This window comes from Eikenella sp. (assembly GCF_057315495.1).
In genome coordinates, this window is record NZ_DBHKXY010000028.1 from 20,824 (window position 1) to 34,297 (window position 13,474).

The 13,474-nt window shown below is 57.9% G+C and carries 12 protein-coding genes and 1 tRNA gene; 4 read left to right on the plus strand and 9 right to left on the minus strand.

Annotated features, from left to right (window positions below):
• Nucleotides 1–53: 53 nt before the first annotated feature.
• Nucleotides 54–707: a GAF domain-containing protein gene (locus ACO6EE_RS04355; RefSeq protein WP_485959508.1), complete on the minus strand. Its 654-nt coding sequence runs from the start codon at nucleotides 705–707 to the stop codon at nucleotides 54–56.
• A gap of 157 nt (nucleotides 708–864) precedes the next feature.
• On the opposite strand from ACO6EE_RS04355, the gene ACO6EE_RS04360 reads away from it, so the two are divergent.
• Nucleotides 865–1,731, plus strand: coding sequence for an ATP-binding protein (locus ACO6EE_RS04360; RefSeq protein ID WP_485959625.1), 867 nt, complete (start codon nucleotides 865–867; stop codon nucleotides 1,729–1,731).
• A 97-nt stretch (nucleotides 1,732–1,828) separates the two neighbouring features.
• On the opposite strand, the gene ACO6EE_RS04365 is transcribed toward ACO6EE_RS04360, so the two are convergent.
• The 6 genes from ACO6EE_RS04365 to ACO6EE_RS04390 form a co-directional block, all read right to left on the minus strand.
• Nucleotides 1,829–2,488: an HAD family hydrolase gene (locus ACO6EE_RS04365; RefSeq protein ID WP_485959510.1), complete on the minus strand. Its 660-nt coding sequence runs from the start codon at nucleotides 2,486–2,488 to the stop codon at nucleotides 1,829–1,831.
• A 4-nt stretch (nucleotides 2,489–2,492) separates the two neighbouring features.
• Nucleotides 2,493–3,152 (minus strand): DnaA regulatory inactivator Hda, encoded by a 660-nt coding sequence (gene hda, locus ACO6EE_RS04370; protein WP_485959512.1) that lies wholly within the window; start codon nucleotides 3,150–3,152, stop codon nucleotides 2,493–2,495.
• A gap of 57 nt (nucleotides 3,153–3,209) precedes the next feature.
• The gene (gene gltX, locus ACO6EE_RS04375) at nucleotides 3,210–4,616 is read right to left on the minus strand and encodes a glutamate--tRNA ligase (protein WP_485959514.1); all 1,407 of its coding nucleotides are present in this window, start codon (nucleotides 4,614–4,616) and stop codon (nucleotides 3,210–3,212) included.
• 319 nt (nucleotides 4,617–4,935) lie between these two features.
• Entirely contained in the window at nucleotides 4,936–6,090 is a 1,155-nt protein-coding gene (locus ACO6EE_RS04380) for a trans-sulfuration enzyme family protein (protein ID WP_485959516.1), read from the minus strand.
• Nucleotides 6,091–6,206: 116 nt separating this feature from the next.
• Nucleotides 6,207–6,297 (minus strand) — tRNA-Ser (locus ACO6EE_RS04385).
• Between the two features lie 56 nt (nucleotides 6,298–6,353).
• Nucleotides 6,354–7,046 (minus strand): class I SAM-dependent methyltransferase, encoded by a 693-nt coding sequence (locus ACO6EE_RS04390; protein ID WP_485959518.1) that lies wholly within the window; start codon nucleotides 7,044–7,046, stop codon nucleotides 6,354–6,356.
• A gap of 238 nt (nucleotides 7,047–7,284) precedes the next feature.
• On the opposite strand from ACO6EE_RS04390, the gene ACO6EE_RS04395 reads away from it, so the two are divergent.
• Nucleotides 7,285–9,543, plus strand: coding sequence for a LysM peptidoglycan-binding domain-containing protein (locus ACO6EE_RS04395; protein WP_485959520.1), 2,259 nt, complete (start codon nucleotides 7,285–7,287; stop codon nucleotides 9,541–9,543).
• A gap of 204 nt (nucleotides 9,544–9,747) precedes the next feature.
• The gene (gene nth / locus ACO6EE_RS04400) at nucleotides 9,748–10,380 is read left to right on the plus strand and encodes an endonuclease III (RefSeq protein WP_485959522.1); all 633 of its coding nucleotides are present in this window, start codon (nucleotides 9,748–9,750) and stop codon (nucleotides 10,378–10,380) included.
• Between the two features lie 165 nt (nucleotides 10,381–10,545).
• Here the strand turns inward: nth and ACO6EE_RS04405 are convergent, their stop codons facing one another.
• The gene (locus ACO6EE_RS04405; RefSeq protein WP_485959524.1) at nucleotides 10,546–11,433 is read right to left on the minus strand and encodes a VirK/YbjX family protein; all 888 of its coding nucleotides are present in this window, start codon (nucleotides 11,431–11,433) and stop codon (nucleotides 10,546–10,548) included.
• Between the two features lie 206 nt (nucleotides 11,434–11,639).
• On the opposite strand from ACO6EE_RS04405, the gene tadA reads away from it, so the two are divergent.
• The gene (gene tadA / locus ACO6EE_RS04410) at nucleotides 11,640–12,404 is read left to right on the plus strand and encodes a tRNA adenosine(34) deaminase TadA (protein WP_485959525.1); all 765 of its coding nucleotides are present in this window, start codon (nucleotides 11,640–11,642) and stop codon (nucleotides 12,402–12,404) included.
• A 273-nt stretch (nucleotides 12,405–12,677) separates the two neighbouring features.
• On the opposite strand, the gene ACO6EE_RS04415 is transcribed toward tadA, so the two are convergent.
• Complete coding sequence (locus ACO6EE_RS04415) at nucleotides 12,678–13,364, minus strand: sulfite exporter TauE/SafE family protein (RefSeq protein WP_485959527.1); 687 nt, start codon at nucleotides 13,362–13,364, stop codon at nucleotides 12,678–12,680.
• Nucleotides 13,365–13,474: the final 110 nt, after the last annotated feature.

Consider the following 13,474-nt stretch of genomic DNA (forward strand, 5'->3'; position numbering starts at 1 on the left):
GTTACTTATTGTGTTGTGCGTGGAATGGTTATTTTTAATTTTTCAGGTAGCCTTTATTCGGTGGCTTCTTCCGGTTGCAACAAGGCGGCAAGCGGTTCGGTCAGGGCGAGAGCCAGGCCGACCCAGATACTTTGGGCGGCTTCGTCGAAGGCGGCGGTGTGGCCATGCTCGAGATACACCACGCCGAGCACGCGGCCGTTTTCGGCGCATACCGGCACGGCCAGCTGGCTGCCGGGGCGGTGTCGGCTGCCGGCGAGGTCGCCGTTTTGCAGCCATTGGGCGACGTCGTCTATTTGGTTCAGCCAGCCAGTTTGCGCGCTGCGTGTGGCCAGGTGGACAGTGTGTGCGGCTTCTAAGTCTTGCTCTACCGCGAGCAGCTTTTCCAACGGCTTGCCTTGTGCCACCAGGTGCAACAGGCTGCCTGGTGTGTGCAGCAGATACACGGCGGCACTGCGGCAGGGGCTGGCGGTGTAGGCGGAATCGAGCGCCATAAAGATTTGGCGCAGCCGGGCGTGGTGCGCTTCGTTGCGCGGCAGATGTTGCTCCAATGCGCCGTCTGCACCGCGATACCACAGGATTTCCGGCTCAATCTCCGCCCTGCCCGCTGCCATCACGCTACTGGCAGTGAGCATGGCGATCTGCACCGCCTCTGCCGGCAGTTTCAGGCCTTGGGTGCGCAGGTAGTCTTGAATCAATACGGTGCTCATGGCGGCTTTCTTGAAAAATGGGCAATGATACTGCCAGGGCGGGCAAATGACAATTTCCATTGCCATAGCAACCGGCTATCGCCGCCCTGCCCCTTGTGCCGTGCCGCCATTTTCAGGTAGCCTTCCCTCCTTTGATAACCAGCCATCCAACCCCATCATGAAACTCAAACCCTTCCTCACCCAGGCTGCCTCCGTACTGCGCCGCCTCGACCAAATCCTGCCGCCCGAACAGCGCGAACCCGATTGGCAAGCCATCGCCTTCCGCTGGCAGAAACACGGCAACGGCGGCTTGCTCACCGCCCTGCCCCGCCCGCACACTTTTCCCCTCGCCCGCCTGTGTGCCATCAGCCCGCAAACCCAGCGCCTGGTGCGCAACACCGAGCAATTCCTAGCCGGCCGCCCAGCCAACAACGCCCTCCTCACCGGCGCGCGCGGCACGGGCAAATCCTCGCTCATTAAAGCCCTGCTGCACGAATACGCCGAGCGCGGCCTGCGCCTGATTGAAGTGGACAAACACGACCTGGCCGGCCTACCCGCCCTGCTCGATTTACTCGCCCCACGCAGCGAAAAATTCATCGTTTTCTGCGACGACCTCTCCTTTGAAGACGGCGAAGACAGCTACAAAGCCCTCAAAACCGCGCTGGACGGCGGCCTCTCCCGCCGCGCCGACAACGTATTGGTGTATGCCACCTCCAACCGCCGCCACCTCATGCCCGAGCACATGGCCGACAACCTTGCCCGCACCGGCGAGCGCGGCGAAGTACACCCGCAGGAAGCCGTGGAAGAAAAAGTCTCCCTCTCCGACCGCTTCGGCCTTTGGCTCAGCTTCTACCCCTTCAGCCAAGAAGACTACCTCGCCGCTGCCGAAAGCTGGCTGGCCGATGCCGGCCTGCCGCTGGGCGACACCGCCCGCCGCGCCGCCCTCCAATGGGCACAGATGCGCGGCAGCCGCTCCGGCCGCACCGCCTACCAGTTCGCCAGCGACTGGGCCGGCCGCCTGCCGCACGAGCGGGAAGTGGATTAGCCGTTTGGAATAGATAAAAACCAAAGGCTACCTGAAAACCTTGGCAATAAGATTTTCAGGTAGCCTTTTTCATGCTGCGGCTAAGCCGCTAGCATCATCACACAAAATCCAAAATCGGCCAGCCGCGCTGTGCGGCGGTGAGGGTGAGCACTGGATCGGGATTAACGGCTACGGGTTGGTTTACCTGTTCCAAGAGCGGCAGGTCGTTGCGGGAATCGCTGTAGAAATAAACTTTTTCGTAGTCGGCCTGGCTTTGGCCGCGTTCGGCCAGCCATTGGTGCAGGCGGGTGACTTTACCCTCTTGGAAACTGGGCGTGCCTATCGGGCGGCCGGTGTAGTTGCCTTCATCATTGGTTTCAAGGCTGATGCCGATGATGTTTTCAATGCCGAATTCGCGGGCGATAGGGGTGATGATGAATTCGTTGGTGGCGGAAATCAACAGCAGTGTGTCGCCGGCATCACGGTGGCTATCGACCAGCATTTTGGCCATTTGGGTAATACTTGGGCGGATACGCTGCATGAACTCGCGGTGCATTTCGTCCAACTCGGCACGGCTGTATTCGGCCAACGGGCGCAGGACGAATGCGAGATAGGCATCGAGATCGAGGCAGCCTTTGCGGTAGTCTTGGTCGAACGCTTGGTGGCGCTGCATATCGGCATCGCTGAAGATGCCTTTTTCATGCAAGAAATTGCTCCATTCGCTGCTGGAATCACAGTTGATGAGGGTGTGGTCGAGGTCGAAGATGGCGAGGTTCATTGGTTTAAATATCCTGTTGCAGCAGTTGTTTGAGCAAGGGCAGCGTGATGGGGCGGTGGCTGGCTAGGGCGTGGCGGTCGAGCGCGTCGAGCATGGCCATCAGGCTGCCGATGTCGCGCCGCCAGTGGTGCAGCAGGTAGCGGAAAATATCGGGCGAAATGCGGATTTGGTGGAGGCGGGCGGCTTCAACCAAGGCGGCGATTTTTTCTTCGTCGCTGAGCGGTTTGATTTCATACACCAGGCAGTAACCCATACGGGTGCGCAGGTCTTCGCGCACGGCTAAGCGCGGTGGCGGCACGCTGGCGCCAATCAGGAGCGCGCCCTGCCGGCTTTGGCGGATGTGGTTGCAGAAATTGAACAATTCGGCTTGGCCGTCGGCATCTAGGCTGTCGATTTGGTCGAGGGCGAGATGGCAGCCTGCCGGCGGCATCTCGTGCAATGGCTCGTTGGCAGCATTCAGGTAGCGTGCGCTCAATCCGGCCGCTTCGGCCTGCGCCGCCCAGGCTTGGAGCAAATGGCTTTTGCCGGCGCCGGCCGGCCCCCACACATACACAAAGGGCTCGCGTTGCTCGCGCAAAACTTGCAACAGCTCGCGGTTGCCCTGGCCGAGAAAGGTATCGAAACTCGGCGGGGCAGCGGGAAAATCGAGGATGAGTTGATTCATGATGTGATGGAGGCTACCTGAAACAGAATGACCGCTTTCAGGTAGCCTTTCGCAGGCTTAAGCCGATTCGCGGATACGGCGCAACACTTCTTCTTTGCCGATTAAGGCCAACACGGCATCCACGCTCGGCGTTTTGGCGGTGCCGCACACCGCCAGGCGCAGCGGCATACCGAGTTTGCCCATTTTGATGCCTTCGGCTTCGCAGAACGGTGGGAACAAAGCGTGGATGTTTTCTGCCGTCCAATCCTGTTCTGCCAGCTCGGCTAGTTTTTCGGCGAAACGCTGCATTCGGGCGGGAGCTTCGCCATCCCAATGTTTGGCCACATCGGCTTCCAGCGGCACGGCTTTGCGGTAGAAGTAGGCGCATTCGGCGGCCAGCGCGTTCAAATCGTGGGCGCGGTCTTTCACCAGTGCCAGCACGTCTTCCAGCTTGGGGCTACCTGAAACCGCAACACCTTGTTTTTCCAAGCGCGGCAGCACCAGTTTGGCCAGTTCGGCGTTGCTTGTGGCTTTGATGTGTTCGGCGTTGATCCAATACAGTTTTTTTGCATCCATGCGGCTGGCGGAGGAAGAAACGTGTTCCAGCTCAAACCATTGCACGAACTGCTCCATATTGAAAAACTCGTCGTCGCCGTGCGCCCAGCCCAAGCGGGCGAGGTAATTGAGCAGGGCTTCGGGCAGAATGCCCAGATCTTCGTATTCGGTAATCGCCACGGTGTCGCCGCTGCGTTTGGAAATTTTCTTGCCCTGCTCGTTCAGAATCATGGGCAGGTGGGCGTATTCGGGCGGGGTGGCGCCGAGGGCTTTGAAAATATTGATTTGCTTCGGCGTGTTGTTCACATGGTCGTCGCCGCGGATAACGTGGGTGATGCCCATGTCCATATCGTCGGCCACCACGCAGAAGTTGTAGGTGGGCGTGCCGTCGGCGCGGGCGATGATGAGGTCGTCTAGCGCGGCGTTGGGAATACTGATTTCGCCTTTCACCAAATCGTTCCAGCTGGTTACACCGTCGGTTGGCATTTTGAAGCGGACCACGGGTTCTACCCCGGCGGGAATTTCCGGCAGCGTTTTACCGGCTTCCGGCCGCCAGCGGCGGTCGTAAGTGGCCGTGCCTTCGCGTTCGGCTTTTTCACGCATCTGCTCCAATTCTTCTTTGCTGCAATAGCAATGGTAGGCGTGGCCGGAATCCAGCAGTTGTTGGATTAACTCTTTGTAGCGCTGGAAATTTTGGGTTTGGTAAACGATATTATCGGCATTGTCGGCGTGCAGGCCTACCCATTGCATGCCGTTGAGGATGATTTGCACAGACTCGGCGGTGGAGCGTTCCAAATCGGTGTCTTCGATACGCAGCAGGAATTCGCCACCGTGGTGTCTGGCAAATGCCCAGGAATACAGCGCGGTGCGTACGCCGCCGATATGCAGGTAGCCGGTGGGGCTGGGGGCGAAACGGGTTTTGATGGTCATGATGTTGGCTTTCGGAATGAGATAGATAGAGGATTAACCGGCTTTCGATGCCAGGCAAGCTGATGCCATGGCAAAACGCAGTGAATCCGCTATTGGGAAAGGGCGTATTGTAGCGGATTGGGCTGGCTTCGGGGAATGTGGCGGCAGATATAGTGAATTAACAAAAACCAGTACAGCGTTGGCTCGCCTTGCCGTAACGTGTGTACTGTCTGCGGCTCGCCGCCTTGTCCTGATCTAAATTTAATCCACTATAAAAGGCTACCTGAAAGGCCATGCAGCACAATTTTCAGGTAGCCTGTTTGCCATTTTGGCAGGCGCGTTACAGCGTGGTATTCAATGCGGTATCGATGTCGCGCCAAATGTCTTCAATGTCCTCAATGCCCACGGAGAAGCGCAGCAGGCCTTCGCGGATACCGAGTTTTTCTTTCACCGTCGGGCTCATGCCGCTGTGCGACTGGCTGAAGGAATGGTTCACCAGGCTTTCCACGCCGCCGAGGCTGGCGGCCATGTGCAGCAGTTTGAGATTGCGGATAACGGAATCGGCAGCGGCTTGGCCGTCTTTCTTCAAATATACCGACACCACGCCGCCGAAGCCGCGCATTTGGCGTTTGGCTAATTCGTGGTGCTCATGGCTGGACAGGCCCGGATAGAACACTTTAGCCACGGCGGGATGTTGTTCCAAGCGGCGGGCGAGCTCGGCAGCGTTGGCCAGATGCTGCTTCATGCGCACGGAGAGGGTCTTGATGCCGCGCAACACAAGGGCGCAATCCATCGGCCCGGCAATGCCGCCGGTGTTCACCATGATGCTTTGCAGGCGTTTGGCCAAGGCTTCTTCCTTAGCCACCACAATGCCCATCAGCACATCGGAATGGCCGCAGAGGTATTTGGTGGCAGAATGGAACACAATGTCGCAGCCCATATCGAGCGGGTTTTGCAGATAGGGAGTGGCGAAGGTGTTGTCGATGCCCACCACCGCGCCGGCGGCTTTGGCTTTTTGTGCCAACAAAGGGATGTCCACCAGCCGCAGCAGCGGATTGCTGGGGCTTTCCAGCCACACGAGTTTTACTTTGTGTTCGGCCAAAAGCTTATCTAGGTTTTCAGGTAGCGTGAGGTCGGCGAATACGACGTTTACGCCCCATTGGGCATACACTTCGGTGAGCAGGTCGTAGGCGCCGCCGTAGATATCGGCCACGGCGATGATGGTGTCGCCGGGACGCAATACGGTGCGGAATACGGCATCGATGCCGGCCATGCCGCTGCCGAAGGCGAAGCCGGCGCAACCGTGCTCCAATTCGGCCACGGTGTCTTCCAAAATTTTACGCGTGGGATTGGCGAGGCGGGAATAGCGGTAGGGGATGTTTTCGCCAATTTGGTGCATGGCAAACATACTGTTTTGATAAATCGGCGGCATGATGGCGCGGTTGTGCTCATCAGGGTTGTAGCTGCTGTGGATGATTTCAGTATCAAAATGCATGGAATCTCCTTTCAGGTAGCCTATTTGGCTGAAATAGATACAAAAAAACAGCCTGGCGGTGTGGCCGGCTGTTTTTATTCTTGGCTTTGCAAAGCCGATGCCCTGCAAAAATATTCTGGCGGAAAGGAAGGGATTCGAACCCTCGATACGCTATTCACGTATACACGCTTTCCAGGCGTGCGACTTCAACCACTCATCCACCTTTCCGAGGTAAGGAGTGGAATTATACTAAAACGCCAATAGCAACACAACCATTTTCTGCCCTAGCCCTGCCGGCAATTTCCCGGCAACAATGAAAAGCCTTCGCCCCGCAGTTTGCCGGCCTTTTCGCGCAACGGGGTAAGCGGGTACACTGTTTTCACTGCTGCCAAGCCATAAGCCGCAGCAGCTGCCGGCCACCAGCGGTTGCCCGCCAGCTCCATAAACTGCCATCGCTGCAGCGTCCGCTCGCTCTCCCATGGCGGCACATAGGCCATAAACCGCCCCGTATCCGGCCTGAAACCGGCCTCAGCAAGCATCCGCCGCACTTTCGGCAACGGCAGAGCATGGGCGCGCAGGCCGAGTTGTTTTTCAGGTAGCCCGAAGCGCCACAGCGAATACGGGTTAAACCCGCTGAGTACCAACTTGCCATTGGGCAGCAATACGCGGAAACACTCCCGCAGCAACTCTTCCGGCTGCGCGCATAATTCCAAACCGTGCGGCAGCAGCAAAGTTTGCACGCTACCTGACAACAGTGGCAGTTGCGGCAGGGCACACACCACATCTGCCTGCGCCCTACCCTGCCCCAGCCGCACCACCTGCTGCGGCCAGCCATCCCAGCAGCAGAGCGAAGCGACCACGGTGGTGCCATATGGATTGGCCGTATGCGTAGCAAAAAATGTCTGTTCCGCTGTTTTCAGGTAGCCTCCTGTGGCGGTGTTGTCCAGCCATTCGGCCAACCTGTGTTCTTCTATCATGCCGCCTCCTCATTCTGCCAGCCATCATACCGGTCAAACAAAATTTTGCAAAATACAGCGTAAAGAAACCTGCCGGAAAAGAGAGTTTGGGCGCCCTCTCGTGTTATCATTCTATCTTTGCACATGCCGTATCGGCAAAGTGCCCAGCTGCGGCTTGACACTATTTCCGCCCAGCCTTTAATATCCAAAAAAATTTATCCAATCATAACGTTAACCACGACGGACTCATTCCTCTGCCATGAGTAAATTGAAATTTCTTTCCTTGGCCATTTTAAGCCTGGGAATTCCTGCTGCTGCCCTCGCCCAAACTTATACGCCGGAGCAGATTGCCGCCTCCATCACCAATCTCAACGCTGCTATTCTGCGCAATCCATCCTCCCATCACAACAATCTGTGGGGACGTATGCGGCAAGACTTCCGCATGAGCGAAGTCAACCCGGAAATCGTTCGCCGCCACGAAACCTACTACAGCACCCGCAGCGCCTATTTCAACCGCACCGTAGAGCGCAGCCGCCCCTATCTTTACCACATTCTCTCCGAAGTGGAAAAGCGCAATATGCCCTCCGAAATTGCCTTGTTGCCGTTTATCGAGAGTGCATTCGTTACCAAAGCCCGCTCACATGTGGGCGCCTCCGGCTTGTGGCAGTTTATGCCCGCCACTGGCCGCCACTACGGCCTGGCGCAAAACAATATTTACGATGGCCGTCACGACATCTACGCTTCCACCAATGCCGCGCTGAACTATCTGCAATATCTGCATAATATGTTCGGCGACTGGTCGCTCGCATTGGCTGCCTACAACTGGGGCGAAGGCAACGTGAGCCGTGCCGTGAACCGCGCCCGCAGCCAGGGGCTCGAGCCGGTATATGAAAACCTCAATATGCCCAACGAAACGCGCAATTACGTGCCCAAACTACTGGCCGTGCGCAACCTCGTGAGCAACCCGCAAGTATTCGGCTTAAACCTTTCCAACATCGAAAATAAGCCCTATTTCGAAGCCATCAGCATCGACAGCCCGATGGACATTAACGCCATCACCCGCCTGGCCAACATCAGCCAAGCCGAATTTGAAGCGCTCAACCCCAGCTTCAAAGTGCCCGTGTTCCTGCCCGAAAACGGCCAACGCAAACTGCTTCTGCCCGTAGGTGCGGTAAACGCCTTCGAGCGCAACCTGCGCAATGCGCCCAAAGAGTCCCTGCTCTCCTACGACATCCTGCGCTCTGATGGCGCCACCACCCTCAGCGATATTGCCGACCGCAACGGTGTGAGCGTGGCCGACCTGCGCCGCACCAACGGCTTGAGCAGCAATACCATCCGTGCCGGCCTGCCTATCCTCGTGGCCAAAAACAGCCTGAATAACAGCCAGCTCGGCCGCGGCGTGCAGATGCTGGCTGATAACAAGCCCGCCGGCGACGACCCGCTGGGCAACCTTATTCGCCGCAACAGCCAGAACATAGCCGAACGCACCAGCACCGTGGCTGCTGCCAAACCGGCTGCCCAGCCTGTTGTCACACCGCCCGCCCCCGTTCAGGTAGCCTCAGCCCAACCGGCCCGCCTGCCCGAGCCCGTTCGTGCGCCCGTACAGCAGGCAACAAACCCAGCCCCTGCCGCTTTTGCCGCGTTGGCTGCCAATAGCCCCCGCCCTGCCGAGCCTGCGCCGCGCATAATCAGCGCGCCCGATATTCAGGTAGCCTCGGCTCCAACGATTACCCAAACGGCTGCCCAATCTGTAGCCCAGCCTGTTGTATCCGGCAACATCACTACCTCCGCAGACAGGCTACCTGAAACCGACGAGCTTACCGACGACAGCAATCTCCAGCCCGATCCGTTGATGTCCTTGGCCAACAACGACAGCGTGGCAAACGACACCCCGCCTGCCGACGAAGCCGACAACGGCAATAGCGCCGCAGCCGCCGTGCGCGCTTCCTTAGCCCAAACCGAAGCCCAGGAAACCCGCCGCCAAGCCCAAGCTGAGGCGCGCCGCGCCAACAACGTCGGCTTCGACCAGCTGGCCGCCAACACTGGCAACAACCAACGCCGCGCGGCCCGCCAAGAACAGCAGGCCAACCGCCGTGGCGCACAAACCGTCACCCACAAAGTGCAGGCCGGTGAAACACTGTATTCCATTGCCCGCCGCTACAACGTAGATATGGCCGAACTCAGCCGCGCCAACAATCTGCGCGGCAACAACATCCATCCAGGTCAAGTATTGCACGTGAGCGGCGGCAGCAATCAACAGGCTGCCAACCGCCATGCCGACAACAAACCCAACAGCCGCAACGAACGCGGCAACGAGCGTAATAATCGCGCCACCAACGATCGCAATGGTAGAAACAGCCGCCAGCAAACCGTATCCCACACCGTGCGCAGCGGCGATACCCTGCAATCCATCGCCCGCCGCTACAATACCTCCGTGGCCGACATCAAGCGCAGCAACAACTTGAGCAACAGCGTGCTGCACCCCGGCCAAAAACTGCGCGTGAGCAGCGGCACTTAACCGTTGCCCAAGCCCGCAACGTTTTCAGGTAGCCTCAATTAAGGCTACCTGAAAATATTTCTACAGCTTATCCAGTAAGTTATAGTAAATTAAAAAAACCAGTACAGCGTTGGCTCGCCTTACCGTAACGTGTGTACTGTCTGCGGCTCACCGCCTTGTCCTGATTTTTGTTAATCCACTATATAAACATCATCTCTGTCAAACATGAACCCGCAAAAACGCCGCGAAATCTTCCAGCGCCTGCACGACGCCAACCCCAACCCCACCACCGAGCTGGTGTTTCACAGCCCCTTCGAGCTGCTCATCGCCGTGCTGCTTTCCGCCCAAGCCACCGATAAAGGCGTCAACAAAGCCACTGCCAAACTCTTTGCCGTGGCCAACACTCCGCAAGCCATCCTCGATTTAGGCCTGGAAAAGCTGATGGAATATACCCGTACCATCGGCCTCTACCAAACTAAATCCAAACACATTATGCAAACCTGCCGCCTGCTCCTGGAAAAGCACGGCGGCGAAGTGCCGAATACCCGCGAAGCGCTCGAAGAGCTGCCCGGCGTCGGCCGCAAAACCGCCAACGTCGTGCTCAACACCGCCTTCGGCCAACCGACCATGGCCGTGGACACCCACATTTTCCGCGTGGCCAACCGCATGAATCTTGCCCCCGGCAAAAACGTACGCGAAGTGGAAGACAAACTTATGCGCTTCGTGCCCAAAGAATTCCTGCTCAATGCCCACCACTGGCTCATCCTGCACGGCCGCTACACCTGCAAGGCGCAAAAGCCCCTGTGCCACGAATGCATCGTATACGATTTGTGCGAATACAAAGGCAAAACGGTTTAAACCAATAAAGCCAAGCCCTGTATTTTTCAGGTAGCCTCTCAATAATAAGGCAGGCTGCCTGAACAGACATGGCTTGGTTTTGGGGTGGCAGATATGTTTCAGGTAAGCCTCTCACTGGTTTGGAGGCTACCTGGAACATAATGTGCACACTGTGCTGCTCAATAATCAACTTTCCGAACGGAAGAAGCGGCGGATATCCTGCTCCAGCGTATCCAACATTTCATAACGTTTGCGATACATAGAGCGTTTTTTGCTTTGCACTTCTTCCAGCGGCGTGCGCTCGATCTGGGTGGGCAACCGCCAATAGCCGTTGGCATCGAGGCTGCCTTGGTTTTCCTGCCAGAAGGCATCGTAGTTGAACAGCAGGCGGCTGGAGTCGTTCCAGCGGAATTTGGCCTGGCTTTTGTGCGGAATGCCGTAGAGCTCGCAGCCGAGTTCGGCAGCCATCAGCTTGAATACGTTCACCATCATAAACATCGGCCGCACGCCGTGCAGCTGCTTGGTGGTGTGGCGGATGAGCTCGGGGGCATCGCTGCTGTGCGGGCCTTGGATGGAGGTAATCAGCAGGCCGTTGGGCGCGATAAAGCTGAACACGGCATCGTAAATACGGCTGCGCTCGGTGCTTTGCAGGCTCACCAAAAAGAAACCTTCCAACGGGTCTTTATGGTTGATATTCAAACTGATGGAGAGCTCCGGCGTGGGATGGTTGAGCACAATTGTGCGCTGTGCCACCAGCTCTTGCCACTTGGCAGCGGAAGGCTTATTTTGCGCCAAGGTGAAGTTGTTGATTACGGCCCGCAATCGTTCGTCTTTACCGAAGCGGTTGTCGGCATAAGTATCCAGCACGGCGCGGGCGGCATAGGGATTGTGTTGGAAAATCGGTGCCCACATCGGATGCTGGTTGATGAAGGCGGTAAACGCTTCGCATTGCTGCCGCGCCAGCAGGCGTTGGATTTGGTCGCGCAGATACACCACCGCATATTTGCGGATGCCCCGTTCGCGCAGATTGGGATACTGTTCGTCGAAAGTGGGAAAGTGAAATAAATCAGACATAAGCGCCCATATTATGCAAAACGGCGCCAGGCCGTTTGCGTGAAAATAAAGCGATGCTGGGCAAAAGCCGGCCATCGAAAAGCGGCCAATCCTACCCGATTTGCCAACAGCCTTGCAAGGCTTGCCGCTGGGAATTGAGGCTACCTGAACCCTACTCTACCCTTTCAGGTAGCCTCCCGTCTTGCCTCAACTGTAGATGCGCAATTATGATGCTGCCCATTCGATCATTATTCTCGTCCATTATGCACGCCATCCCGCTCACCACGCCTCCGCTTGCTCCCAAAACTCGGCAAGCGCTGCTCGAACTGGGCATAGCAGACACCGCCGAGCTGCGCCGCACCACGCCCGCCACCGCTTTCCTGCTGCTCAAAGCCAGCGGTCTCACCGTGACCGAATCTACGCTGTGGCAGCTGGTATTGTTGGCCGAAGGGCGGGAAGGTTACCTGAATGCAGATGAACAAGCCATATGGCGCGCCAAACTGCGTGCCCACCGCCCGGTTGCCCTGTTTCCGCCGCGAAAAGAAAGCGAACACTGGATGCGGCAGGCATTGCAACTGGCCGAGCAGGCCTTGGCCGCAGGCGAAGTGCCGGTGGGCGCGGTGGTGGTGTGCCGGGGCGAAATCATCGGGCGCGGCGCCAATGCCTGCGTGGCCGAACACAGCGTGTGCCGCCATGCCGAAATCGCCGCACTTACCGAAGCCGGCCGCCGCTTGGGCAACTACCGGCTGGACGGCTGCGATTTATACGTTACCCTCGAGCCGTGCAGCATGTGTGCCGGTGCCATCATGCAATCGAGAATCCGCCGCCTGATTTACGCGGCTGCCGAGCCAAAAACCGGTGCTGCCGGCAGCGTGCTCGACCTGTTTGCCAACAAACAGCTCAACCCGCACACCGCCGTGCAAGGCGGCGTGTTGGCAGCGGAAAGTGCGCAGCTGTTGCAACGATTTTTCCAGGCGCGGCGGCAAGGATAGTGTGGATTTAAATAAGACGGAGAGCCACAGGGAATGCACGCTTTACAGCTCGGCGAGCCAACGCAATTTTGATTTACAACAGATGCTGATCTGATATAAGCCCCCTAGCCTATCCGGCTACCTGAAAAGCAGCAAGCGAATAACTTTCAGGTAGCCTTTAATTATGCGTCGCCGCCGCTAGCCGGCCGAATACAAACAGCCGGATAACTGTTCCCCGATATGGGAGAAGTGCAGTTATCCGGCTGTTATTGCGCCGTAGCTGTTTCAAACTGATCAGCCAGCCTGCAGCCAAACCGCCACCCCATGCCACAGCTGCCATGCCGCCCACAGGCTGACACTCAGCCCGGCTACCAGCCGGAAATGCGGATGTTGCAGCAGGCCTTTGAGTTGGTTGGCAAATAGCCCCATCGCCAGCAGGTTCGGCAGCGTGCCCAAGCCGAAGGCCAGCATCATCAGCGCCCCATCCGCCGCTTTGCCGCTGCCCAGCGCATACAGCGAAGCGCTGTACACCATGCCGCACGGCAGCCAGCCCCACAGCAGGCCGACGCCGAAGCAGGCAGGAGTATTTTGGATAGGCAAAAGTCGGTTGAGCAGCGGATTGAGCCGCCGCCACACCGGCCGCCCGAGCTTTTCCACCTGCGCGGCATAGGCGTTGAGCCCGGCCAGATATAGGCCGATAAACAGCAGCAGCAGGTTGGCGGCGGCAAACAGGACGTGTTGCAACAGGCGGGTTTGATCCAGCGAAATGCCGAACTGCCCCAGCGCGCCCAGCAAGAGGCCGATCAAGGTGTAGCTGCCGATGCGCCCGAGGTTCATCAGCACAATCATCTTCACGCGCCCCACCTGTGGCGGCAACTGCAAAGCAAAAGCGGTGCTCAAACCGCCGCACATGCCGGCGCAATGGCCGCCGCCGAGAAAGCCGGTGGCGGCAAGGGAGAGGAGTGTGAGGGTGGAGACCATGGCGTTGTTTTCCGGGATAGCTCAAACACTGATTCCTGCCTGCTGGAGGGGAATAATTGCTTTAACTATCGTCGTTCGGTGGAGTCTGCCAAGTGGCAATTCAGGCTACC